The organism is Alkalicoccobacillus plakortidis, assembly GCF_023703085.1.
GTDB lineage: Bacteria > Bacillota > Bacilli > Bacillales > Bacillaceae_D > Alkalicoccobacillus > Alkalicoccobacillus plakortidis.
The window spans coordinates 228858-253076 of record NZ_JAMQJY010000001.1 but is presented as its reverse complement, the minus strand read 5'-3'; the positions used below and the strand labels follow the sequence as shown (position 1 = coordinate 253076).

Sequence of the window (24219 nt, the reverse complement as noted above, 5' to 3'; positions counted from 1 at the left end):
CACCTGTTACAATAAGATTTTCATTCTTTCTTCTGATCCAATACGAGAGTATTTCTACGCATTAATTGTAGCATATATAAAGAAACTGGTCTAATGAAACACTGACCTATTCTCTTAGATAAAACCATCATAATTTCATTTTCTTTTTTTCCACTAACTGCTTCTCAAAGATATATGTCATAATCTTTTCACGGTCTCTTTTAGACAGCTGTAGAAATTCAAATGAAATGCGTTCTTGAGAATGCTCTGTTGGTTGAATCACTCGAACAATATCTGCCTTGACCTGAAGGTAGTCCACTGTTCCAGATGGTCGATGTAACACTAAATAAAGCATAACCAACTCGCCGACATCGGGGCATTGATAGTTTCTAGGTATTGAAACGGCACAGCCTCCACCACTAATATCTACAGTAGTTGAAGCAAATGGGTAATAGGCTGAATGAACCGGATGAACAGCAACATCTGCTCTCGCTGAAATTCGAACATATTCACGGCGCTGCAGTTTCATCAATTGGTCAGGAAGCGGTTGGTTCAGAATCAAAACAGGAATCTCAGACTTTTTCCTACCAAGAATGGTTGCTTCAAATGAATACACTGCTTCTTCTTTTGATACCCACCATGCTTTAAATTGAGTTCCGTCATAAAAAAAAGCTGGTTTTTTTGTTGCTTCATTAATTGGATAATCAATGATCAATCGACCATCCTCAATATCAACAACTCGACAGCGATAAACTGGTACTGGTTTTTCCATTTCTTGATGCTTTGCCTCAAGATATAATGTCATTCCTACTTCCACAAATTCGCCGTCCCTTCTTTACATATTTACTTTTATTATCGCACGAAATGGCAAAATCGCAAGGCTTCAAGCCAATATCCCAAATCTAAATAAAGAATCCAAAAGCGAGTCGCACCGGCTTTTGGATTCTACTTAGATTCTGGTTTCTATTGATACACAGGTTCCGACTGAATGAGTCGTTCTACTTTTTCCTCTTGACCATCTTCTGCATTAATGAAGATCCGATAAGAATCGTCATCTAACACACCAAGAAATTCATAACATAGAACTTCTTCATTTATATTATTTTTGATCACACCAATGTGTTCTTCCATAATATCAACTCTAGGATTCACTTTAGTTTGCGCTTCTTCACGACTCAACTTTGGTGTGACTATTTCTCGCTTATCCTCATGATTGATCAGGTATCCTTTTGCTTCATAGCTAACAACATCACCATTATCAAGTGCCACTTCAATTAATATGGAGTCTGGATAGATACGGACATCATCTTGTTTGTACACATATTCAAACACGCCAATTGTGTCATACTGCGTACTGTCAACAAGCTCCATCCCTTTTTTTCCATGGTTATCTAAATAGTTACTAGCAATTTCAGCCGCTTCATTTAACCCAATTGTTTGTTTGCCTGTTTGGCGCTCCTGCATAAACCAAATTGGTTCTCCGCCTTTAATACTCAAATCCATATAATAATTTGCGTCATGATCCGGATCATCAATGACTAATGTGTAAGCCGGGTACTCTAATCCTTTTCCTGTTTGAGTTATGTCTACTTTTGCACCTTTTCCAACACCCGCATAACTTCTGCCGATATCCTGCGCTTCTTCTTCAGTGATATCTTTGCCTTTTAGCGCTTCTTTTAATTCACCATTTATGTCTCTAATTGCGTCTTTACTGGCGCCCCAATCTACTTCACTAAAACCTTCAACTGACTTATTCATTAATTCAAACTGTCCAGGCACACTTTCTTCGCCTTGAGGACTGTTTTCATTTAACGTTGCTTCCACCCATCGATGTTTATCGTTCATTGCTTGTGCCTGCATTTTGCGCATACTTTCTCGAATGGTTCCTGCGTGTTTATGCAAATCCGTTAAGGTTTGGTATTCCTTTTCTGTTAAAGGTTCTTTATCCAAATCACGAACTGAAGTGCGATAACTAAAGTCTCCAATTTTATATAGGAACTCTTCAGCATTACTTGTTTTGACTGATTGTACGGGTAATTCAGCTAGGTTTTTTTGAGCCAAACTTGTAATCCGCCATACCTCAGCTAAAGAAGGTGTTAACTGTCTTCTCGTATTCATGGCAAGTGTTTTACCAAGTTCATCTTCAATTTGATCAAGATTAAATGTTAAATCATGGAACGCCCTTTGATAATTATTTTCTGCTTGAATCCTGAGTTGATCTCCATCACTTTTTTGCTGATAGCCCCACCATCCAGTTCCAATCACTGCGGCAGCGGCAATTCCAATTATGATTGTTCGTAACAAAATCCTTCACCTCCATAATCCTAATAACAAAAGATATGTTTACCAATTCGTTTAATCTGTTCTCTTGACCAAATCCAATCAGATGTAGCGGTTGCTGGGTTAAAATAATAAATTGCATTTCCTGTTGGGTCTTGACCATTTAACGCATCTATTACCGCTTTTCTTGCTGATTCATCTGGCTCATTGTAAATTTGTCCGTCTGCAACTGCGGTAAAAGCTCTTGGCTCAAAGATGACTTCCGACACCGTATTAGGAAATGTAGCACTATTAATTCGATTAACGATTACGGCCGCAACAGCAACTTGACCGACGTAAGGCTCTCCTCGTGCTTCTCCATAAACAGCTTGTGCCATTAAACGGATGTCATTGTCTGAATATCCTGATGGAACATTATTTGCTTTTTCAATGGTTGGTTCATCATTCTCAGGCTGCTGTGGCTGTTCATCACCACCCGTTCCTTCGTTTGTAGAACCCTGATTATTTGGTGGTTGCGTATTAGGTGCATTTCCTTTTTTGCCTGATCCCGATTTGGATCCACCTTTCGCGCTGCCCTTAGGTCCTTGCTGTTTTTCTTTTGATGTTCCACCATAATGAGTGAATTTTCTACCTTCTTTTAGCGCATTTTGCACAAATCCCTCATCGTATTTAGTTGACTTTGCTAGACGGGCTTTCATATCGTCTCCAACCAATCCATCCACTGTCATCCCAAAGTCATTTTGGAAGTTTCGAACTGCCCAATACGTGCCCCATCCGTAAACTCCATCAATCTTTCCGTTATAAAAGCCGTTATACTGTAGTCTAGCTTGTAGCTCTACGACATCATCACCTGTTGATCCTTTTTGGACGATTCGTTCAGAGAAAGCAAAAGCATCCTCTGTCAGAACAGTTGATACACATAGAGCTGTAATGAGACTTATTAAGACACATTTTATGTTGAAATACCGTCTAAGCTTGCTCACCTTTTTCCCTCCTATTACAATTATCCGCTAAATATTTCTGCGTGGTTTTAGTCTTTGTTGGAAAAAAGGATTTATTCATCTGTTTTACACAAAAAAAGAAACTCAGTTTTGCACTGAGTTTCAAGTGGTTGGTTTTATGATTGAAAAAGCTTTGTTTTTTCATTGATATATGTTGATAATTCAACAGTTAGATCATAATGCATAAACGGAGTAATGAGATAGATCCCATTAAACCATTCACATGCTGCATCTATGAGATCCTTCGCAATGGCAAGGCCTTCACGTTTTGAAGATTCTGAATCTCCTTCGTGTCTTGCCATTACTTCTCTGATCTGGTCAGTTAATTTTATGCCTGGCACTTCATTATGAAGAAATTCAGCATTCCGTGAACTCACCAATGGCATAATTCCAATGTAGATAGGCTTGGTCCAAATGTTTGGTTTCATCATATATAGCTTTTAACTGATTTACATCATATACTGGCTGACTCATAAAATAATCTGCTCCGCTATCGATCTTTTTTTCAAGTCGCTTAACTGCCTTATCGATATATTTAACATTTGGATTAAAAGCAGCACCAACTGTAAAATCAGCTCGTTCACCAAGCTCTTTACCTGAAAAAGATAATCCTTCATTTAACTGTTTAATCATTGAAATTAGTTGATATGATGCTAAGTCGTATACAGAGCTTGCACCTGGGAAGTCACCTATTTTAGTTGGATCCCCTGTAATTGTTAAGACGTCCGTTAACCCTAATGCATGCATTCCCATTAAATGCGACTGCAATCCAATTAAATTCCGATCTCGACACGTCAGATGCACGAGTGGTCTCATTCCTATTTGTTCTTTTATCATTGTTCCAAGAGCAAGATTGTCTACTCTCGGTGAGGCAAGTGAGTTATCAGCAAGCGTTAATGCATCAATTCCAGCTGCTTTTAATGCTTTTGCGCCTTCCATAAATCGATTTGTATTTAATTTTTTTGGTGGATCTAATTCAACAATGATTGATCTACGCTTCTTCACTATATCTGGCAGTTTTTTTTCCGTACTCACTGGATTAGATTTAGGAATTGGCTGACGTAATGAGATCTTTATCTTTTTTTCAAGAACAGGGTTTCTCGATCTTGCTGCTTCTGAAATGGCCCTTATATGCTCTGGCGTTGTTCCACAGCAACCGCCAATTAAACGAACTCCTTGATCAATAAATCGACTTGTCATATTGGCGAAATAGTCTGGATTCGATGAATAAAAAAAGCGACCATCCCGGTAATCGGGTAAACTAGCATTTGGATATACCGCTAAATAATTTTGACTCGGAATCGGTATTTCTTCAAATGAGCGTAACATATGGGCTTGACCCATCCGACAATTTAAACCGACAATATCAGCTCCAACCTCTGTTAAACGAGAGAATGCATCCGCAGCTATGATGCCGCCACTCATCACTCCAATGTCACCTAAACTAACGTTTACTATGACTGGAAGGGAGCTGTGTTTTTTGGCGATTTCCGTAACCAGTAACGCTTCTTCTAAATCATAAAAGGTTTCAAATAAAAGCCCATCCACACCTTCATCTAACAACACTAAAATCTGTTCCGTTAGTGCTTCTTCTATTTCATCTAATGTTGATTCTTCCATTTGGAAGCGTCGAATGCCTCCAACTGTGCCTACTACAAATGCTTTTTGTTCTACAGCCTGTTTTGCTAAGGCAACTGCTCGTCGGTTAATTTCAGCCGTTTTATCTTCTAAACCATATTTACTTAGTTTTAATCGATTGGCAGCATACGTATTGGTTTGTATAACTTCTGCACCAGCATTGAGATATTCCTTGTGAATAGAGACAATGACTTCTGGTTGACTGATATTAATTTCTTCAAAGCATTGCTGCTCGATACCTCGTTCATATAGAAGCGTACCCATAGCCCCGTCTCCAACTAATATGTCATTTTTTAAACGCTCTAATAAATCCACATGTATCTCCCCCCGCTTTATTGTTGGCTCGCACCTACTTAACAGCTGAAAAGGCTTGCTTCAAATCATCGATTAGATCTTGACATCGCTCAATTCCAACTGAAAAGCGAAGTAATCGATTATCTACTCCATTAGCAATGCGGATCTCTTCTGGAATATCTGCATGTGTTTGTGTAGCTTGGATAAGTCATTAAGCTTTCTACCCCACCTAAACTTTCTGCAAAAGAAATTAATTTGAGATTTTGAAGGATTGGATTAATCCATGTTTCATCACCCACTCTAAATGAGATCATTCCTCCTCTTCCTGGATAAAGAACCTCTTCTACTTCAGATGATTCTTCTAAAAAACGAACAATTTCCTGAGCGTTTTGTTCATGTTTTTCCATGCGTAGTGCCAATGTTTTCATACCTCTTACAACTAACCATGAATCAAACGCTGAAAGGGTAGCTCCAATTCCGTTGTGAAAATAACCAATTCTTTCAGATAACTCCTGGCCTTTTGAAACAATTAAGCCCGCAATAACGTCATTATGACCACTTATGTACTTAGATGCGCTATGAATGACGATATCCGCTCCTAAAGCAATCGGCTGCTGAATAATTGGTGTGTAAAACGTATTATCCACGATTAAAAGCAATTGGTGTTTTTTTGCAATCTCTGCAAGTTCTGAAATAGACGCTTCTTGCATCAAAGGGTTTGTTGGTGTTTCAATAAATAATGCTTTTGTTGCTTGTGTAATCGCTGCCTCAAACTCGACTAGATCACGAGGATCTGAATAGTGGAATGTTAATCCCCAATGATTCCATCCTTCTTCAAATAATCGATACGTTCCACCATAAAGATCTTTCGAAGCAAGGATTTCATCTCCGTTTTTAAACAGTGAAAGGACTGTTTGTACTGCAGCCATTCCTGAGCTGCATGCAAATCCTCTATCTCCAAGTTCTAGTTCAGCAATAGCATTTTCTAATACTTCTCTAGTCGGATTCCCTGTTCTCGCATAATCATATCCCGTTGATTCCCCAATACCTGTATGTCGGTAAGCAGTAGAGAAATAGACAGGAGCATTTACCGCACCCGTTCGATTGTCGACACGATTCCCAATTTGAACCAACGTTGTTTCCAGAGCTCTTTTACTCATTTTAATTCCCCCATCACTTTTGTAAAATAAAAAGCACCTTTCTCGTCATAAGAGAAAGGTGCTTATCAATTCCATATAAGCTTCCTCTTATCTTAGCAGCTATAACTGCCGGATTTAGCACCTTGCCGCAATTTGGCTTGGTTGCTGAGACTTCGCAGGGCCTTTCCCTCCATCTCTCTTGATAAGAATACATCATTTAATTTTGAATATTCACTTTAACATACAGGACATTTTATAAAAAGGCAAGACTTTTTTATCATGTCTCTAGAGATGCTTCTATGTTAAGACGATCTTCATTACCACATACACATCGTTTAAATCCTGTCTCATATTCACCATTCTCGTTCAGCCTTCCGCGGAGAATATACTTTTCTTTGCAATCAGGACAGCGAATGACAATCCTATACCGTTCTTCTGACATGGTTTAATTCCTCCTTATACGTGGTGATTGTTGATCTAGCCTCCGAGCGAGTTTAATTTTGTAAATTGCAAACGCCCAAAGCATCAGCATGAAAGGAATTATTCCAAACAAAACATAGTGATCAAATAAAAAAACAATGTAATCATATGAACTATGTAGGACAATCGGTATACCTAGGGACAAGGTTAATAATCTTCTTCTGTTTGTTGGAAGGAGCTTGGCATTTCCCATATAATACCCCATGATTATGCCAAACAATGCATGACTTGATACAGGCATTAATGCTCGACCTACCGCTGTTTCAATACCATGAGCTATTAAATAAAAGATGTTTTCCATCGTCGCAAAGCCAAGTGACAACGACACTCCATACACAATGCCATCATTCCTACGATTAATCGTACCATGCCTGGAAAGCGAAGATATAAAGGATAAACCACTTAAAAAATTCCTCAGTAAATCCATATAAAATAAGAGCTTGCTGCCATTCTTCAGGAAAGACCTTTTCCTCAATAAAAGCATATTGTAAAACCATCACAGGAAAAACAACAATATTCCAATTAAAAACGTTCGAATGATTGTACCATGTAACTTTCGCCGATAATCAGTCTTCAAATAAAAATAGGTTAATAACCCAATTGCAGGTGCTATTGCAGCCGTTAGCAACGAAAACATCTACAACCTGCCTTTCCACAAAGTACAGGTCCGTTGCACACATTGCTTTGCACCCTACTCATTACCGGAACCTGACTTGAACCTGTTCATTACATTCAATAAAACCATTATATTCCTATCTGTTATGCTTTTCAAGAAAAAGGCTTTAGTGTTTAAACCCTAGGTTCACATCAGACTCAGCAGCTAACAGCACCAACGTTTTGATACGTGCTTTTTTACTATCATAATCTGAACCTAAAATAACTCCCTTTTGCTCTAGATCATGTGCACTGCCTTCATATTCGTAAGTTGGGTACACCTTTCCTTCTTCAGCTGATGTCGTCATAACAACTGTTTTTCCTTGAGATATTGATTCATTAAGGACATTCACTAAATGTGGGGGGACTTGTCCACGTCCTACACCTTCAAGCACAACCGCATCTGAATTTTGTAGGATACTCTCAAGAATCCGACTGTGCATCCCAAGATAAATCTTAGCAATTGCCACATCCGGCAGCTTTTTTGTAAGTACGTACGTGTCTCGATGAATTGGTTTTTGATATAAGAAAATTGTATCATTATCAATAATACCTAAATAACCGAATCCAAATGCATTAAAACCCTGAATATTCGAAGCATGTTCTTTTTTGACGTATCTCGCTGCAAAGATCCGTTCATTAAATACAACAACCGTTCCAACTTGCTTCAAGTCATCATGACAAGCAGCATAGACGGCATGTCGCAAATTAATAAAAGCATCACTGCCTAATTGTTCAGGACCGCGCTGTGAGCCAGTCACAATCACTGGACGATCGTCCGTTATCACTAGATCAAGAAAATAAGCCGTCTCTTCTAGCGTATCTGTACCGTGAGTTACAACAACCCCTGAAACATCTTCATCACTAAATGCAAGTTCAACTTCTTTTTTTAATTCCAACCAATCATCTAGCGTAATATGAATACTAGGTTTTTGCAACATAGACCGAACAGTAACATGAATATCACTTGGAAGCTGACATAAATCTGCTAGCTCTTCGCCCGTAAGTTCACCAGCTACTAATTTTCCATCTTCATTCTCAGTACTTGCAATCGTTCCACCAGTTGTAATTAAAATTACCTTTTTCATTCAACCAACCCCTCATGTTCGTTTGCAAGGATATCTACTATTCTTGAGGCTATCCCACTACCGTGCCAACGCCCGTTTTCAATAAAAATCTCATTGGCGTTATTACCAGCAGCAATTACCCCTGCAATAAAAAGCCCATCAATATTTGTTTCAAACGTATCCGGATTATATTCTGGTCTTCCAGTTCCATCATCAACATGTACACCCATGCTTTTAATAAATTGATGATCAGGGTGATATCCGGTCATTGCAAAAACGTAATCTGCTTTTACAGACTTAGATTTTCCCAATACTGTGTAGTTTACGTCTGTGCTCGTTATTTGAGTTACTTCTGCTTGAAATTCTAGAGTGATTTTATTGTTCTTCACGAGAGATACATACTCTGGCAAAATCCACGGTTTTACACTAGCAGAATAATCATCGCCACGATATAGTGCTGTAACGTATGCCCCTGCTTTTTCTAGCTCAAGAGCAGCATCAATGGCAGAGTTCTTCCCACCTATAACAACAACGTTCTGCTTAAAATAAGGATGTGCCTCTTTGAAATAATGATACACATGTGGGAGATCTTCTCCTGGGATATCCATATAATTAGGCGAGTCATAATAGCCAGTAGCAATAATAACAAAAGCCGCTTCATACGTCTGTTTATCCGTTTTTAAAACAAATCGTCCATTCGTTTGTTTTGTCACTTCTAGAACCTTTTCATGGGAGTGAATACGTAGGTTTTTACGTTCTGCTACGCTTCGATAATAGGCTAGTGCTTGATTGCGATGTGGTTTTCTTTCTTCAGTCACAAACGCAACATCACCGATTTCTAATTTTTCACTTGTACTAAAAAAGGTCTGATGAGTTGGATACTTGTAAATCGAACTCACAATATGATCTTTTTCAAGTACGAGTGGTTTTAAGCCTTTATCCTGACAAGCTATCGCTGCCGCTAACCCACAAGGCCCACCGCCAATGATAATTACCTCTTCTTTTTTCACCAAAACCATGCACACTCCAATCCTGCATAATAAGCGAGATGAGCTGTTCTTTTCAACTTCTTAATATGCCGCTTTTTCACAGAAGAAGTATAGCATATTCTGTATAGGCCATGCAGGTATTAGGGTCTAATAAAAAAACAGCGGAATCAGGAGACTCCACTGTCTTTTTGCTGCTTTAAACTTCTATTTAAACCCAACCTCTAAATCTTGACGCTTCCGCCATTTTGCGAACGCCGATCATATAAGCTGCTAATCTCATGTTAACTCTACGGGTTTTGGAAAGCTGATAAATACTATTGAAGGCATTTTTAATAACGATTTCAAGCTTTCCTTCAACTTCTTCGTCTGTCCAATAGTACCCTTGATTATTTTGCACCCATTCAAAATATGATACTGTGACGCCTCCCGAGCTAGCTAGTACATCAGGAACTAACAGTACACCTCGTTCTGCTAGAATTTCAGTCGCTTCCATAGTAGTTGGACCATTAGCAGCTTCGACGATAATAGATGCCTTAATGTTGTGCGCATTATCCTTTGTAATTTGATTTTCAATTGCCGCTGGAACTAAGATATCACAATCAAGCTCAAGTAGTTCTTCGTTTGTGATCGTGTTCTTAAATAGTTTTGTAACTGTTCCAAAACTATCTCTACGGTCTAATAGATAATCAACATCCAATCCGTCCGGCTCGTAAAGTGCACCATACGCATCCCCGATTCCAACTACCTTTGCACCTGCATCGTGGAGGAATTTAGCTAAAAAGCTTCCTGCATTACCAAAACCTTGGATCACAACTTTTGCATCAGTTAGATCAATTCCTACTTTTTTTGTTGCCTCGTTAATACAAATTGTAACACCTCGTGCGGTTGCCGATTCTCTACCGTGCGAACCACCAAGAACTAAAGGTTTACCGGTAATGAAATTCGGAGAATCAAATTCACGAATTTTACTGTACTCATCCAACATCCACGCCATAATCTGCGAGTTCGTGAATACATCTGGTGCTGGTATATCCTTTGTTGGACCTACAACCTGACTGATTGCTCTTACATAGCCTCGACTTAATCGTTCAAGCTCGCGGAATGACATTTCTCTAGGATCACAAACAATCCCACCTTTTCCTCCACCGTAAGGCAGATCCACGATACCTGCTTTTAAGCTCATCCAAATCGATAATGCTTTTACTTCGCGTTCGGTTACATCTGGATGAAACCGAACCCCACCTTTTGTTGGTCCTACAGAGTCATTGTGTTGAGCTCTATACCCGGTAAAAATTTTGGTGGATCCATCATCCATACGGATAGGTATACGAACTGTTAGCATCCGTAGTGGCTCGCTTAATAACTCATACATTTCATTGGGATAGCCAAGCTTTGTTAGTGCTTGTTTAACAACTGTTTGAGTCGATCCTAGTACATCAAGCTGATCAATCTGTTTGTCATAATCATCCATTTCTTTCACCTCTGAGCTGTGTATCGCTTGCTTTTATTTTCCCAAGCAAGCCTCTCCTCCTAACTATAATGAACAACGTGTTAGATTTCCACCATTTTGAGGATTTTTTCTAGATAATCTATCAAAAGTTTTTTTAGAATCGTCTAATAGCAATATTTTAGCTTGTTATCAGAACTTTTGCTTCTGCCCTGCTAGCAGAAAGGTGAAATGTTTTCGCTCTTAAGTTGGGGTTCTCCGCTCATGGGAACTGCGGATTCGATCATAAGATTTCCTTCTCCGCTCATAGGGAGCTGTGGCCGCTCTTAAGTTGGAGTTCTCCGCTCATGGGGACTGCAGATTCGCTCTTAAGATTTCCATCTCCGCTCATGAGAACTTTATCTCTTGTGATTTCTTCCAGTGGATGTATCGTGATTATCGAATTGTGGTACTGCTCACTCGTACAATTTTTTTCGGCTGATTCCAGATGTTCTTCTATCTTCAGCACAAAAAAACACCTGCGAGAAAATTTATTCTCACAGGCATTCAGAAATGTTTCTTTTAGTTACGTTTTGCTAATGATAGTTGGATAAGCTTTTCAACCATATCCTCGTATGAAAGGCCAATCTCTTTGGCTGCATCTGGGTATAGACTTGTTGGCGTCATTCCAGGAAGTGTGTTTACTTCAAGGATAACCGGAAGCTGTGTTTCGTCTTCTGGTACGATAAAGTCAACACGGGAGTAAACCTCGCATCCTAATGTTTGGTGCGCACGTACAGCGTGTTTTTGGACATAGGCTGTTTGTTCCGCACTTAATCTTGCTGGAATAATATGCTCGCTTCCACCAACTGCATACTTCGCTTCATAATCGTAGAATTTATTTTTTGGAACGATTTCAATGACAGGTAAGGCTTGTTCTTCTCCTTTTGCCCCTTGGACCGCAACGGTTACTTCTTTCCCACTAATAAATTCCTCAAGCATAATGGTTTGATCGAATTCAAATGCCTGTTTAATACCAACCTTTAAAGTGGATTCATCTTCAGCGATTGTTAATCCGATTGTTGAACCTTCTAAATTCGGTTTAACAACAACTGGGAAGTCCAACTCAAGTTTAAATGTCTCTTCAGAGAATGTGTGTTTATATAAAATTTGTTCTTTTGCTACACGTGTACCTTCTTGATGGAAGAACAATTTTGACTTTGCTTTATCTAATGCAAGCGCAGATCCTTGAACACCAGACCCAACATAAGGAATATTAAGCAAGTCAAGTAAGGCTTGCACTTTACCATCTTCACCAAATCGTCCATGAAGCGCAATGTAGACGATATCTACATCTAATTCAATGACATCCTGTAATCGCTCAGGATGAAAATCGATTCCACTGACCTCATGCCCTTTACTTGTTAAAGCATCCATTATCCCCTTACCTGAAGACAATGACACCTCACGTTCTGCTGATATTCCACCATATAATACGGCTACTTTCATTTCATCCACTCTCCTGCCTAGCTGTTCTTTTTTACTCTATTCACCAACCTTAATAGTGAAACTTGTCACGTCAAAAATCAACTAATATCTTTTGGTTACTCCATAAATTCCATATCAGAGATAATATTTTCCGCGTCTTCTCTCGTGTAATCACCATTGAATGTAAGTAAATACTGTAAGCCATTCTCCTGCCAATTAACAGAAAGTAAGGATTCTTCGTCTATCAACAGCGCAGGTTGATCGCGAACGGTGGTCTCTATTGCAAGACCGAGAATATCTTCAAGTCCCCACTCATGTTCAATATAGACGTCAATCAAACCACGATCGTCTCTAAAATCAAACTGCAATGTATAGTAGTCATCAAACATGTAATCAGGTCTTATATTTCCTGATTCAAAGTCAAAATCTTCATTGAGAATAAGAAAAGGAACTGGAAATGTTTCACTTGCTTCTTCTAAAGTAGTAGGCTCTGATTGGAATTCATCCTCAAAATCATCTTCAGTGAAACCCTCATCGTTATCTAATTCAAAGATTCCCTCTGGAAAGTCTGACAGTGTTTCGAAGTTTTTGGCTTCTCTCTCAAATAAGGTTTCTCCATCTTTTATCGTTTCCTTTAGAATTACCCATGTACTTGAATCAACCCAAAGATCAATCTCACCAATCATACCGATATTATGTTCTTCTTTCACATCAAATCGTAAGTGATACGTTTTGCGGTCAAGAATATCTTCCGTGCCGATTAATTTAATGTCAAAATCACCACTATAAAACTTAATGATCTCTTGGATTTCCTCACTAGGGTTAGGAGAAGGGTTTACTTGATCCTCTTCAAAATTAGTATACATAATGGATTCATTCTCATAATCCTTATGTGATGAATTCCCATCTTTGCGTACACTAATAAAATTTATCTCATCATTTTCATACGATTCAGATCGATAGTTGCCATCCTCATCTCTCCATTCTAAAAATGCGCTATTTTGATCTTCACCATCTGATTTTGTTGTGAATTCAATCTTATACGTTTGTTGGTTTTCATCATTCTCAAACACCTCATAAAAAATGTCCTCTGCTTTCATCTCTTGAAAACACCCTGTAAGAAGAACACATACAGGAATAAGTGTTAACAATCGTTTCATAGCTCTTCATCCTCTCTATTTCCATCATTCAAAGTTGGAATTGAAAAATAAAATGTACTTCCTATGCCTTTTGAGTAAACATGCATGGTTCCATTGTGTTTTTCAACAAGCTCTTGGCAAATTGATAAACCTAAGCCTACTCCACTTGATTTGTTTTGTTTCCTTGCATGCTCAATTTGATAAAAGGAGGAAAAGATTCTTTCTTGCTCCTCTTTAGGAATACCTCGTCCTCGATCAGTGACAATAAAATAAAGGCGATCTGGTGAATATGATACAAATGTCGGTAGAAATGAACCCTTATTCGTAATGAGGATAGATACTTCCCCACGTTCATCAGAATATCGAACGGCATTCATTACTAAGTTATCAATTACTTGAATCAAGCGATTGACATCACAATTAACCATTGCCGGTTCAACCGCAATCGTAGATGAAAATTCAACACCCATCTCCTGCTCTTCATAGCCATCTACTAACAATTCTGCTAGCTCTTCTGCTTCTACTTCTGTTCGGTCTAATGTGAAGCTTGAGGCCTGAATCGCAGAATAAGCCAACAAATCATCAATTAACTTTTGCATAAAAGCAGTTTTAGAAAGAATAACTTGTGCATAATCTTCTTGTTTATCAAGATGTATACCCATACCCTCTGCGTAAGCCCGAATAGAGGTAAGTGGTGTACGAAGGTCATGAGAGATTGCAGCAATTAAACGTTGTTGATTGGCAATCTCTTCTTCTTCATTTTCTTTCGCCTCTATCAGTCGACTATTCATATCGCGAAATCCAGCAATTAATTGACCCATTTCACCCTTTTGTTTTTTTAGTAGTTGTGCGTCCTCATGTAACGTTCCTTGTCCGATCCCTCTCATTTCAGCGAGTAAATAATTTATCGGAAAGATCATTCGACGTTTTAACCAAAAGTGAACCAATGTAATTGTACCTACTAAAGCAAAAATGAAGATTATGATAGCCAACCAGTATGTCTCTTGCGTTTTTTCTTCTACGGCCGTACGTTCAATTTCCACAACAAAATAAGCAAGGATCGATCGATCTTCATTAAAAATTGGTTCTTTATATGTATGACCCCTAATCGTTGTTTTCAGTTCAAATAATCCTCTCATCACTTGATTAGGATTTCTGTTTTCAGACGAAATGGCATGATCCTTTGTTGTAAATAGTGGATTGAAGTTATCTGAGTATACCGTTACACTTTCATTTTGATTAAGCTCATCACTTACAGCTTTTTTTAATGTACCAACCCGATGAACCAAGTCGCTATGACTACCCATAAAAGCACTTAACTCATTCACTCTCACCATAGCTTCTATCTTGGAATCAGATTGTTCGTGTTTATACCATTCATTTAGTTGAAAATAGAAAAGTAAAGTGACAATAAAAGGTGCAATCGCCGTGATAATTAAAATGATATATAAATTAAGTCGTATACTCATGTTGATGTCCTATAAATTTGTACCCAACACCCCAAACGGTTTCTATATATTTAGGAAATTTCTTTCCATCTTTTAATTTATGGCGAATATTTTTAATGTGAACAGTGACCGTACGAATATCTTCATAATCAGCTTGATTCCAAATTTGTCTGTACAGCTGCTCTTTCGTAAAAACTCGACCAGGGTTTTTAGCCAAAAAATAAATAACTCATATTCTTTAGCGGTCATAGGAACATAATTTCCACCAATTGAGACCGTTCTACCACTCTGATCGACGACTACATCTTGAAAAACCAACTCTCTTTGATTTTGTTGATGTAGCTTAGATTCATAGTTTTGATATCGGCGAATTTGTGCTCTAATTCTAGCAACAAGTTCTAAGGGGCTAAATGGTTTTGTTACATAATCATCCGCTCCAATTCCCAAGCTATGTATTTTATCTAGGTCACTTTGTTTTGCACTAACAACAATAATTGGTATATCGCTCGATTCTCTAATTTCTTGGCAAACTTCAAATCCATTTTTCCCAGGAAGCATTAGATCTACCAAAACTAATGAAAAAGAATGTTCTTTGAAAGTTGCTAAGCCTTTATCTCCTGCATCTTGCCAAACAACTGAAAATCCTTCTCTTTCTAGGTAGTCTTGTATGATCTTTGCAATCTCTGCATCATCTTCAATAATCAGTATAGAATTATCCAATTGTATATTCACCTCATTTTACATTTTAGCAAATTATAATTCATTCGACTTGGTTTTTTTGAAATTTATTCGGTTTAATCCAAAATAATGAAATATGGGACGTAAGTGTAAAACAGAAAAGCTAAAAAACATAAGTCATAGAAAAGGGGAATCTGCAGGAACTCCGCTCCCGGAATGGGGGGCACGCTTTCCGTGGGCGGGCGCCCGCCTAATTTGGCTTTGCCAAATCATTTCAACACTGCCCGTAAATCCCACTGGAGTCGGCCTCCCCCATCCCGTCCGCTAGTTGGGAGCATCAAAACTTTTTACAGGATTTATGTACTTGATTACTTAAAGCAGATCTTCGTTGCAAAAATAATAGAATATCAATAAGGAATTAATTTTGACCTAACGAGAAGATTGAATAATCAGATGAACAATTTAAATTAATCGAGCAACTATTATAGAACTTCGCTTATTTGAAAGTAGCTCAACTATGCTTACAATTAGCCAAAATTAATGTAGCCTCCAATGACAAAAAACCGAATCATTATGTGAGTGAAACAACATAATGGTTCGGTTAGTGTGGTAGCTAAAACATGACTGTCCTAGCTGCTATTTCTTTATAAAGTAATGATATAAACTTTCTACAGCATTGTCTGCCATTAGTTGCTTTCCGTATTCATCCACTCTATATGACGAGATCGTTGACGGATTACCAAATTCGGCTAATAAGGAAATAAATGCCCCTTCATTCACATCTTCTATTTCAAATTCATCAAATTTGATAAAATAGCGATTTTGAAAAGAGTATAATTTCCCGCCTTTTACTCCAAACGAATAAAGTCTTGAGGCTAAACCAATAGCCGCTTCAAAATGAAATAATTCATAAAATATTTCATCTGTTTCATCTAGTGTAACCTGCATTTCAATATAGCCTTCTTCAAAACCTTCATCATCAAAATCATCATCAGCTTGGCCTTTGCTAACAATAAAAACCATACCTTGAGCTGGCATCGCAAATACTTCAACAGCGATAGGACCATCTACTTTGAACCCTAGCTCATCATCTGCTTCTAGCATCATATCACGGAATAAATCATGAACTTTTGGAACATCCTGCCACAAATCTTCTTTTGTAATGCCACGATCATGCATATCGTCAAAAGTTAGAAACACTTTAAATTTATCTACAGCTAAACGTTCAAGACGCATATTGGTCCCTCCCTTATCACGAAACCATTACTCATAACCGCAAAAACCGTTTCTCATATCATACGGTATGTTTACAAGCGTCATATGGTGCTTATTTTAAAGCCCTTCTTTCATGCATTATGAAGAGATAAACCAATTGTTGATCCATTCCTCCCATTCACCTTGATTGGACCCTATTAAAGAACAATGTGAGTCTGCAATTTGTGAACAGCCTTCTCCGCCAATCCCTACACTCATTTCAGGGAATAACGTCTGCATAGAACGTGTAAAATGGGTAAGTTCGTTTATTTGCTCTTCTCTCTGACAGAAGGAAAAGAATAATCCTGGTTTTATTTCTCGCAAGACTAATTCGACATCCTCAAAGGAAATTCCTTCCCCTAAATGAATGACTTCAAACCCTTTATGTCTTAGAAACAATGTATAAAGTAACCATTGCAAGCTATTTTGTTTCTGGGATCCATATAAAAATGTTACAACTTTCGGAAGACGACCATCAACTGGAAGATTGACAAGAATATGTTTAATTTTTGTCTCAATAAAAGAGATAGTAATATATTCATGTGCAGCTGTCACTTTATTATTCAATTTCATTTTTTTAACGTTTCTAAATACAGTACCCAATATATCACTAGCCACTTTTTCAATGCTATAAATGCTAAACGCCTTATTCAACAGCTGCGAGGCTTCGGACTCATTAAAATGTAATAAAGCCTCTTGTATGTCAAATGCTAATTGAGAGGCATAATCCTCTTCTTTCTTAAACATGTTGGAGCTCGACTTATTTTTATCTAAAACCAGTAACTCAACCGCTTGTCCAATTGTAAAACCTTGTTCAACTTTGTCTATAAGCCAGTTTAAGACGTGAAGCTGCTGTTCAGAATATAGTCTATGGCCTGCAGCATTACGGGTAGGCTGTATCACTTTATATCTACGCTCCCAGGCGCGTAAAGTACCAGGTTGGATACCCAGCTTAGTGGATATGGCCTTAATATTATATTTCCCATCTGATGTAGTCATATTCGTTCCCCTCCAAGCTCATAGACAACTTGTTTATTCAGCTCTTAAAAATGATAAACAATCGGACTTTTAATTGAGGTTGGACCTGATTTTAGTGTGAATAAATGCGTTTCCGGTAATGCGCCTAATCGTAAAGGAAGTTTACTCGTACCATATCCATTACTCACAAAATGAACTGCATCTCCAACTTTTTTAATCGAACCATGTGGAGCAACGCTTAAACCTGATATTCTAATTTGTCCACCATGCGTATGACCAACAAGCAAAAAAGAAAAAGGGTGATCATATGGTAATTGCTTAAATGCCTCCGGAAAATGACAAACAAACATTGAAAATTCGCTTTTAGATGCTTCATTTAACAAATCCGTATACATATCAGCTTCTGTAGGCTCTATTCCACCAAGCTACCAACATGCTATTATTATTTCTCTTTATCAGATCTGTTGAATTATTTAATTCTTTTATACAGCAGCATGAAGAATGGATCGAACTGTATCTTCATCTATCTCTACATCATTATTGCCCCATACAAAATAAGTTGGACCACATGAGGCTAAAGAACGTAGATTCTGCTCAATTCGTTTTAATGGCACACCTTTTTCTAATAAGTCTCCTCCAATGATAACCATATCGCATGAACCAACCTCATCTAACAGCTCAGTTGAAATGACACGTCGATGAACATCTGAGATAAAAAACAGTTTATACTCATCAAAATCTGCGGGCAGTTCTTCCAAATATATCGTTTGTTTTACTAATCGATTTAGATGCGCAGTAGCATACATCCGTTTAAAAAGTGGAATCGCAAGCAAACCTGCTAGCGGCACTAAAGGGAACCATTTCAACAGTCTCTCCTCTTTTCTTACTTATCCAATATACAATACACACGCGACAAATGCCCGTAATATGATTAGTATCTTATTGATCTTGATAAGTTATCGCAGCTTGAACTAACAATTTCCCTGCTAATAGCATGGCTTGTTCATCAAATGTAAACTTAGGGTGATGGTGTGGATAATCTGCTCCAACACTTGGGTTTCCTGATCCAGTAAAGAAAAAGGTTCCTGGCACCTCTTTAAGGTAATAAGCAAAATCTTCTCCACCCATAACTGGTGCTGTCTCCACAACAAGTTCAGGTGAATGAATTTCTTTTGCAACCTTTGCAAATCGCTCGGTTTCAAATCCATCATTTACAACGGCAGGGTAGCCTTTTACATACTTAAATGTGTAACTAGCCCCCATTCCTTCACATACACCCTTTATCATTTGCTCCATTTTATCGATTACTAGTTCTTGAACATCTTCTTCAAAACTACGAGCGGTTCCAATGAGCTCAGCAGTATCAGCAATAACATTAAATGGTCCACCTGCCTGAAATGAAGCCGTTGTGACAACTGCAGATTTTAGTGGATCTACTTGTCGGCTAACAACATGTTGCAGATTTTGCACCACAGATGATCCTACAGTAACTGCGTCAATTGTTTCGTGAGGTGCCGCTCCATGTCCACCTCGTCCTTGTATCGTTACTTCAAACCGGTCGGATGCAGCCATAATTGGTCCAGAACGGTACCCAACTTCACCTAAAGGAAGCGGATTCCAGAGATGCGTTCCATAGATCACATCGACTCCTTCAAGGCAACCATCTTTAATCATTTCAATAGCACCACCAGGAGCTAGTTCTTCTGCAAATTGATGAATTAAAACAATTGTACCTTTTAGCTGATCACGATGTTCCATTAGTACTTTTGCACAGACAAGAAGTGTGGCAGTATGACCATCATGTCCACAAGCATGCATCACACCAGGCACATTAGATGAAAAGTCTAATCCAGTGTCTTCATGAATAGGTAGTGCATCAAAGTCTGCGCGTAATGCTACGGTTTTACCTGGCAATTCGCCTTTTATATAACCAACTACACCTCGACCACCAACACCCCGTTTTACCTCGACCCCAAGATCCTCTAGATAGTTAGCAATAAATGCCGGTGTTTTCACTTCATGAAAAGAAAGTTCAGGTTCAGCATGTAGTTTCCTTCTGATATCAACCATCTCTGGATATAACTCTTCTAAGCGTTTAAATATTGTACTCATTTATGTATTCCTCCTCAGGTGATTTACAAGAATATATGAAAAAAAGCTGATACCCTGCTTTAGAGTATCAACCTGGTTAATCTGTTTTCTGTGACAGTTTCAATAAACCAATAGCCATGAATAGTGCAAGTATAACCGCTAGTCCCCCAAAACCAAGAACTGCCAAAAATTGACCCATTGACATAATTGATCACTCCCTAACATCATCTTACATCTAGTTTAGCTGATCTATTAAGCGCTTGTCAAAGCCGATTTACTAGATCACCCCTGTTATCGATAAAATACGTTAATATCATATTTTTTTAATAATTGATTGAAGGTGAATTCTCTTTTTTTCCACTGATGGTCTTCTTTCCAAAAGTCTTCTGAGCGTTGAATAAATTCTTCTCTTAACTCTTCAAACTCTTGATCTGCCTTATCTGTTTTTTTGTTTAAGTGAAGTAACCTTGCAACGCCAAGCGCCGAACACAAAAAAAGGATAATACCAAATGAACCATTTATTGAAAAAGGCAATCCCAATACTCCATATCCAGTCCAATTAAATCCGAATAATAATAATGCTACACTGACAACGATAACACTAATAGAGGTTCTGGTTTTTAGTTTCTCCATAGTATCAAGCTTTTTTTTACGAACGATTAATTCATCGATCATCACTTTTGCAACGGGGTTGTCCTTTAATTCAAGATGAACGCTCATATATGTTGTCCCCTTTTAGACTCATTTTATGAGCCTACTTACAACTTAGAACAATCGAGGACCAAAAAAGATCATTAACCCAACAAGTAATAAAAATAAAATTAACAAGATCTTAGCTAACGGGAATGCGGATGCTTTTTTCCGTCGTTGTCTCTTGCGCTGTCCAACCTCACCACGAGGCGGAAGTGATGCAGTCTCCTGATCATCAAAATGTGTTGACCGTGTTTTTTTTTCTGCTGAACTCAAGTAAATCACCCTTCCAAATGTGGCTTATTAGAAAATTTAATATACAAACCCGATATAAAATTAATCAAAAAATGTGCTGTAATTGGCGCTAGTATATTATTAGTCCAATGAAAAAGTAGACCAAGGCTAAAACTCACTGCAATCATGACACTAAATAAAATTGGTTTTGTTACATATCGTACATGAACGATTGCAAACAAAAGACTTGCTCCAATTAACCCAATTAGAGATTGAAGTACAGCTCGAAATAATAGCTCTTCTACAATACTCACAAATAAACAAAAGAATACCATATGAATCAACGACATCTGACCTAATAAACGTTTGTTAATCCCACCATCATCAAGTGCGTCCTTGCTTACACGTTTCATTAAAATCCACTCACACACCATGATACCAATAGCAAAAGCACTGCCTAAAATCATAGCCTGACTTACATCAAACATACGGATTAAAAAGACATTTGCTACTGAATCATAAAACAACCAAATAAGGATACCCGACACGCATAGCAGAAACAGCTGAGTCAGATACGCATTTAAATAAAGAATGTTAGTTGGCATATTCTCAATTGTACTTCGTTTTTCGTTCATTGTTGGTGTCCTTTAAGAAAAACATAATTTAGGTGATCTACCCATTCAAAAGAAGAAGCTTGTTGATTGTGCACCTTAGAATTTGTTAATTCTAGACGATCTAAGCCACAATAAGAACAGCATGCATCTGGTCTACTCTGCATAATCTCATCAAAATAACGAAGGATCTGTTGTCGCTTGCAGCTATTGGACTCAATCCACTCCCAAATTTTGTTCAATCTCTGCTCTAATACCTGACCATATTCAGTAAGTGCTTTTTCTATTTTTGGATAGACCGTCTGAACATCAAACGATTGCCATTGATCACGTATCACGTAGTTTTCCATTTCAAGCTGATAACGTAATACGGAATAAGCTGTATCTGAACAATTTACAGGTAAATAAATTAACTTTTCTTCCGCATAGGTCAACTTACCACCAGTTGATAATGCAGAGAGGATGTGTATCAATTGACTTTTATCAAGAAGATCTTTTTTAATCATTGTTTTAGCCATTTGACGGTCTTCAGCGCTATATAAAAGCAAGGAAAGACTATTTTCACCATCACGTCCAGCACGGCCAATCTCTTGAAGAAACGATTCTAGATCAAGTGGGGGCTGAAAATGAATGACATAACGGATGTTTGACTTGTTAACCCCCATACCAAACGCACTAGTACAACAAATAAGATCTAACTGATCTTTCATAAACTGCTGCTGAATTAATAGTCGATCTTCATGCACCATACCTCCATGGTAATAGCTTACATTTGCGTGACCTTGTTGTTGAAGATAGCTCGACGCTGCTTCAGCCCACTTGCGAGTTTGAAAATAAATTAAACCTGGCCCCTCTAAGGAACGTACATACTCATTCAGTTCTTTTAGCTTCGTACTATTTGAACTTGTTTCTTTGATATCAAGTGCAATCGTTGGTCGATCTACACTGTATATATAACTTTGAACATTATTCAGCTGTAGTTGTTCTCGAATATCATCTCTGACCACCTCTGTTGCCGTTGCTGTAATCGCGAGGCAAGGTGGATTAGCTAGAGCTCTTCTGACAGGCGCCAACTTACGATAATCCGTTCTAAATGACTTCCCCCAATGAGAAATACAGTGAGCTTCATCCACTATAAAAAAACTGACTTTTGTTTGTTTGAGTTTCGACAACACATACTCAGATTGAAGCATTTCTGGAGAAAGATAAAGGAGCCGATAATCGTGAAGATGATTTAAAACAAACTGACGCTCTTCATTCGAAACCATACTGTTGAGTGCAGCTATTTGTTTTAATCCATTACTTTTTAATTCCTGGACTTGATCCTGCATTAAAGAAAGTAGCGGCGATACAACAATTGTTAAGCCGTTTGATAAAAATCCTGGTAGCTGATAGCAAATCGACTTCCCTGTTCCAGTCGGAAGCATCGCGAGAACATCTTGACCTTTTAATAACGATTCAATAATGTCCTTCTGCCCCATTCTAAATTCTGAGTATCCAAACCAATGTTTTAGTTCCTTATGAAGGTCCATAGGAGGAATCCTTTCGAGTGAGTGCTAACCGAATCTTAAAATAACTGAACTGATCACCTAGGTGAGTTCTTAGTTGTTTTAATTTAAACGTATCAAGATTTTTAGATACCTTCACAATCGTGTGGTAATCATCAGCGGTTAGATACGGTTTAATAGAAAATGAAGAGTCGTAGAGAGCAAGCTCAACAAGGTGATCTTCAATTGTGCTCCGCTTTAATTCTCTCTTACGAACAACTTGCTCAATGGTTAATCCCTGTTTAATTAAATGTGCTGTTTTTGCCGCTGTTTCAGTGGTGAAATACTGTTTCTCTATTCCGTCCATACACGGATAAAGAGCGGGAAAGGCACCTTCATGTAACGCATCAAATAGTTTATGTAAAGTAGCCTTATGCAATATCGTGATATGATCAGACTCCAAATTGAGTTTTGCAGCTGTTTGAAAAAGAGTCAGACCAATTTGGACTGGTGAACTAAGCTGCATCACAAAGGTTTGAGCTTGTTTTTCCGTACACGTATGCAAAAATCCAGCAATATCTGAGTATACATTTTCTAAAACTAGGTCAACTTGTTCGTGTTGGTTTCGCACTTGTTTTTTTACCCATACTTGAATTTCTTTATTTGATGTCAGCGGAATAAATTGAGTATGCCCTACTTTAAGATGAGTAAATGTTTGGATAAGTAGTGTAAGTCGAAGCCAAAAAGACTCTGTTAGCCGAAGGTACTTCCAACCATTTAGTTGTTTAAGAAATGGATGACGTTGTAAAAATTGTAGAGTGTGATTTATACCCTTATTTGTCAGCTGTGCCCGATCGTCCTCTGTTACGTTTAGTAGGCCTTTTTCTTCAAGCCGTTTAACTAAGCTTTCTACTTCTGCTCTCGTTATCTTAGGAAACAGATGATAATAGGAAAACAGTGAAAAAAAGTGACAGTCTTGAATAGCCTGGGCTGATTTTGTCCCTTGCAAAATATGGAGCGCACCATATATTGTCCGCTCTCCTTTGAATGCGTGTAAGACTGTCAGAAGCAACTCTTCTTTCATCTTTGGTCCCCCATTTTGCTAAAACCTATTCTTACTATTGTACCAAATTTCTTAAAGTGATAGTGAAAATAGTAGTAATTTCGAGGATAT

The 24219-nt window shown here is 38.1% G+C and carries 24 protein-coding genes, 2 pseudogenes and 1 riboswitch; all 26 genes and pseudogenes read right to left on the bottom strand.

Annotated elements, in window-relative coordinates:
* Positions 1 to 127: 127 nt before the first annotated feature.
* The 26 genes and pseudogenes from NDM98_RS01485 to NDM98_RS01360 all read right to left on the bottom strand — a co-directional run bounded on the left by NDM98_RS01485 (position 128) and on the right by NDM98_RS01360 (position 24129).
* Positions 128 to 796: a flagellar brake protein gene (locus NDM98_RS01485; RefSeq protein WP_251603771.1), complete on the bottom strand. Its 669-nt coding sequence runs from the start codon at positions 794 to 796 to the stop codon at positions 128 to 130.
* A gap of 146 nt (positions 797 to 942) precedes the next feature.
* Positions 943 to 2283, bottom strand: coding sequence for a germination protein YpeB (gene ypeB / locus NDM98_RS01480; protein ID WP_251603768.1), 1341 nt, complete (start codon positions 2281 to 2283; stop codon positions 943 to 945).
* A 20-nt stretch (positions 2284 to 2303) separates the two neighbouring features.
* Positions 2304 to 3242, bottom strand: coding sequence for a spore cortex-lytic enzyme (gene sleB, locus NDM98_RS01475; RefSeq protein ID WP_373370345.1), 939 nt, complete (start codon positions 3240 to 3242; stop codon positions 2304 to 2306).
* Positions 3243 to 3376: 134 nt separating this feature from the next.
* Positions 3377 to 5213: pseudogene (locus NDM98_RS01470) on the bottom strand (bifunctional homocysteine S-methyltransferase/methylenetetrahydrofolate reductase).
* 34 nt (positions 5214 to 5247) lie between these two features.
* A pseudogene (locus NDM98_RS01465) lies at positions 5248 to 6352 on the bottom strand (methionine biosynthesis PLP-dependent protein).
* A gap of 84 nt (positions 6353 to 6436) precedes the next feature.
* A riboswitch (SAM riboswitch) is annotated at positions 6437 to 6540 on the bottom strand.
* 68 nt (positions 6541 to 6608) lie between these two features.
* Entirely contained in the window at positions 6609 to 6773 is a 165-nt protein-coding gene (locus NDM98_RS01460) for a hypothetical protein (protein WP_251603765.1), read from the bottom strand.
* Between the two features lie 3 nt (positions 6774 to 6776).
* Entirely contained in the window at positions 6777 to 7238 is a 462-nt protein-coding gene (locus NDM98_RS01455) for a PrsW family glutamic-type intramembrane protease (protein ID WP_285803868.1), read from the bottom strand.
* Positions 7239 to 7307: 69 nt separating this feature from the next.
* The gene (locus tag NDM98_RS01450) at positions 7308 to 7448 is read right to left on the bottom strand and encodes a hypothetical protein (RefSeq protein ID WP_251603760.1); all 141 of its coding nucleotides are present in this window, start codon (positions 7446 to 7448) and stop codon (positions 7308 to 7310) included.
* Between the two features lie 145 nt (positions 7449 to 7593).
* A complete protein-coding gene (locus NDM98_RS01445; protein ID WP_251603757.1) occupies positions 7594 to 8553 on the bottom strand; it encodes an asparaginase in 960 nt (319 codons plus the stop codon).
* Positions 8550 to 9542 (bottom strand): YpdA family putative bacillithiol disulfide reductase, encoded by a 993-nt coding sequence (locus NDM98_RS01440; protein ID WP_251608868.1) that lies wholly within the window; start codon positions 9540 to 9542, stop codon positions 8550 to 8552. Before NDM98_RS01440 ends, NDM98_RS01445 begins: the two co-directional genes overlap by 4 nt.
* A gap of 187 nt (positions 9543 to 9729) precedes the next feature.
* Positions 9730 to 10992, bottom strand: a complete 1263-nt coding sequence (locus NDM98_RS01435) for a Glu/Leu/Phe/Val family dehydrogenase (protein ID WP_251603754.1) — start codon at positions 10990 to 10992, stop codon at positions 9730 to 9732.
* 537 nt (positions 10993 to 11529) lie between these two features.
* Positions 11530 to 12456 (bottom strand): D-alanine--D-alanine ligase, encoded by a 927-nt coding sequence (locus tag NDM98_RS01430; protein ID WP_251603751.1) that lies wholly within the window; start codon positions 12454 to 12456, stop codon positions 11530 to 11532.
* Between the two features lie 95 nt (positions 12457 to 12551).
* Positions 12552 to 13595, bottom strand: a complete 1044-nt coding sequence (locus NDM98_RS01425) for a LolA family protein (RefSeq protein ID WP_251603748.1) — start codon at positions 13593 to 13595, stop codon at positions 12552 to 12554.
* The gene (locus NDM98_RS01420; protein ID WP_251603746.1) at positions 13592 to 15043 is read right to left on the bottom strand and encodes a sensor histidine kinase; all 1452 of its coding nucleotides are present in this window, start codon (positions 15041 to 15043) and stop codon (positions 13592 to 13594) included. Before NDM98_RS01420 ends, NDM98_RS01425 begins: the two co-directional genes overlap by 4 nt.
* Positions 15027 to 15188 carry a winged helix-turn-helix domain-containing protein gene (locus NDM98_RS01415; protein ID WP_251608864.1) on the bottom strand — a complete coding sequence of 54 codons (162 nt, stop codon included), beginning with the start codon at positions 15186 to 15188 and terminating at the stop codon, positions 15027 to 15029. Before NDM98_RS01415 ends, NDM98_RS01420 begins: the two co-directional genes overlap by 17 nt.
* Entirely contained in the window at positions 15116 to 15742 is a 627-nt protein-coding gene (locus NDM98_RS24425) for a response regulator transcription factor (RefSeq protein ID WP_251603743.1), read from the bottom strand. Before NDM98_RS24425 ends, NDM98_RS01415 begins: the two co-directional genes overlap by 73 nt.
* A 594-nt stretch (positions 15743 to 16336) precedes the next feature.
* On the bottom strand, positions 16337 to 16936 hold the full coding sequence (locus NDM98_RS01405; protein WP_251603740.1) for a genetic competence negative regulator: 600 nt from the start codon (positions 16934 to 16936) through the stop codon (positions 16337 to 16339).
* Positions 16937 to 17053: 117 nt separating this feature from the next.
* Positions 17054 to 17953 (bottom strand): MerR family transcriptional regulator, encoded by a 900-nt coding sequence (locus NDM98_RS01400; RefSeq protein ID WP_251603737.1) that lies wholly within the window; start codon positions 17951 to 17953, stop codon positions 17054 to 17056.
* 44 nt (positions 17954 to 17997) lie between these two features.
* Positions 17998 to 18327, bottom strand: a complete 330-nt coding sequence (locus NDM98_RS01395) for a metallophosphoesterase family protein (protein ID WP_251603735.1) — start codon at positions 18325 to 18327, stop codon at positions 17998 to 18000.
* Positions 18328 to 18414: 87 nt separating this feature from the next.
* Positions 18415 to 18798: a metallophosphoesterase family protein gene (locus NDM98_RS01390; RefSeq protein WP_251603732.1), complete on the bottom strand. Its 384-nt coding sequence runs from the start codon at positions 18796 to 18798 to the stop codon at positions 18415 to 18417.
* Between the two features lie 73 nt (positions 18799 to 18871).
* Positions 18872 to 20044: a M20 family metallopeptidase gene (locus NDM98_RS01385; protein WP_251603729.1), complete on the bottom strand. Its 1173-nt coding sequence runs from the start codon at positions 20042 to 20044 to the stop codon at positions 18872 to 18874.
* Between the two features lie 270 nt (positions 20045 to 20314).
* Positions 20315 to 20743, bottom strand: a complete 429-nt coding sequence (locus NDM98_RS01380) for a DUF2663 family protein (protein ID WP_251603726.1) — start codon at positions 20741 to 20743, stop codon at positions 20315 to 20317.
* 45 nt (positions 20744 to 20788) lie between these two features.
* Positions 20789 to 20989, bottom strand: a complete 201-nt coding sequence (locus tag NDM98_RS01375; protein WP_251603723.1) for a hypothetical protein — start codon at positions 20987 to 20989, stop codon at positions 20789 to 20791.
* Between the two features lie 5 nt (positions 20990 to 20994).
* Positions 20995 to 21582, bottom strand: coding sequence for a CPBP family intramembrane glutamic endopeptidase (locus tag NDM98_RS01370; RefSeq protein ID WP_251603720.1), 588 nt, complete (start codon positions 21580 to 21582; stop codon positions 20995 to 20997).
* Positions 21579 to 23090 carry a RecQ family ATP-dependent DNA helicase gene (locus tag NDM98_RS01365; protein WP_251603718.1) on the bottom strand — a complete coding sequence of 504 codons (1512 nt, stop codon included), beginning with the start codon at positions 23088 to 23090 and terminating at the stop codon, positions 21579 to 21581. The genes NDM98_RS01370 and NDM98_RS01365 overlap by 4 nt, the downstream gene beginning before the upstream one ends.
* Complete coding sequence (locus NDM98_RS01360) at positions 23077 to 24129, bottom strand: YpbB family protein (RefSeq protein WP_251603715.1); 1053 nt, start codon at positions 24127 to 24129, stop codon at positions 23077 to 23079. The genes NDM98_RS01365 and NDM98_RS01360 overlap by 14 nt, the downstream gene beginning before the upstream one ends.
* Positions 24130 to 24219: the final 90 nt, after the last annotated feature.

Bases quoted from the DNA above. Each gene is read 5' to 3' on its own strand.
- NDM98_RS01460 (WP_251603765.1), bottom strand. From the start codon at position 6,773: ATGTCAGAAGAACGGTATAGGATTGTCATTCGCTGTCCTGATTGCAAA.
- NDM98_RS01455 (WP_285803868.1), bottom strand. From the start codon at position 7,238: ATGGATTTACTGAGGAATTTTTTAAGTGGTTTATCCTTTATATCTTCG.
- NDM98_RS01450 (WP_251603760.1), bottom strand. From the start codon at position 7,448: ATGTTTTCGTTGCTAACGGCTGCAATAGCACCTGCAATTGGGTTATTA.
- NDM98_RS01445 (WP_251603757.1), bottom strand. From the start codon at position 8,553: ATGAAAAAGGTAATTTTAATTACAACTGGTGGAACGATTGCAAGTACT.
- NDM98_RS01435 (WP_251603754.1), bottom strand. From the start codon at position 10,992: ATGGATGATTATGACAAACAGATTGATCAGCTTGATGTACTAGGATCG.
- NDM98_RS01430 (WP_251603751.1), bottom strand. From the start codon at position 12,456: ATGAAAGTAGCCGTATTATATGGTGGAATATCAGCAGAACGTGAGGTG.
- NDM98_RS01425 (WP_251603748.1), bottom strand. From the start codon at position 13,595: ATGAAACGATTGTTAACACTTATTCCTGTATGTGTTCTTCTTACAGGG.
- NDM98_RS01420 (WP_251603746.1), bottom strand. From the start codon at position 15,043: ATGAGTATACGACTTAATTTATATATCATTTTAATTATCACGGCGATT.
- NDM98_RS01405 (WP_251603740.1), bottom strand. From the start codon at position 16,936: ATGCGTCTTGAACGTTTAGCTGTAGATAAATTTAAAGTGTTTCTAACT.
- NDM98_RS01400 (WP_251603737.1), bottom strand. From the start codon at position 17,953: ATGACTACATCAGATGGGAAATATAATATTAAGGCCATATCCACTAAG.
- NDM98_RS01395 (WP_251603735.1), bottom strand. From the start codon at position 18,327: ATGTATACGGATTTGTTAAATGAAGCATCTAAAAGCGAATTTTCAATG.
- NDM98_RS01385 (WP_251603729.1), bottom strand. From the start codon at position 20,044: ATGAGTACAATATTTAAACGCTTAGAAGAGTTATATCCAGAGATGGTT.
- NDM98_RS01380 (WP_251603726.1), bottom strand. From the start codon at position 20,743: ATGAGCGTTCATCTTGAATTAAAGGACAACCCCGTTGCAAAAGTGATG.
- NDM98_RS01370 (WP_251603720.1), bottom strand. From the start codon at position 21,582: ATGAACGAAAAACGAAGTACAATTGAGAATATGCCAACTAACATTCTT.
- NDM98_RS01365 (WP_251603718.1), bottom strand. From the start codon at position 23,090: ATGGACCTTCATAAGGAACTAAAACATTGGTTTGGATACTCAGAATTT.
- NDM98_RS01360 (WP_251603715.1), bottom strand. From the start codon at position 24,129: ATGAAAGAAGAGTTGCTTCTGACAGTCTTACACGCATTCAAAGGAGAG.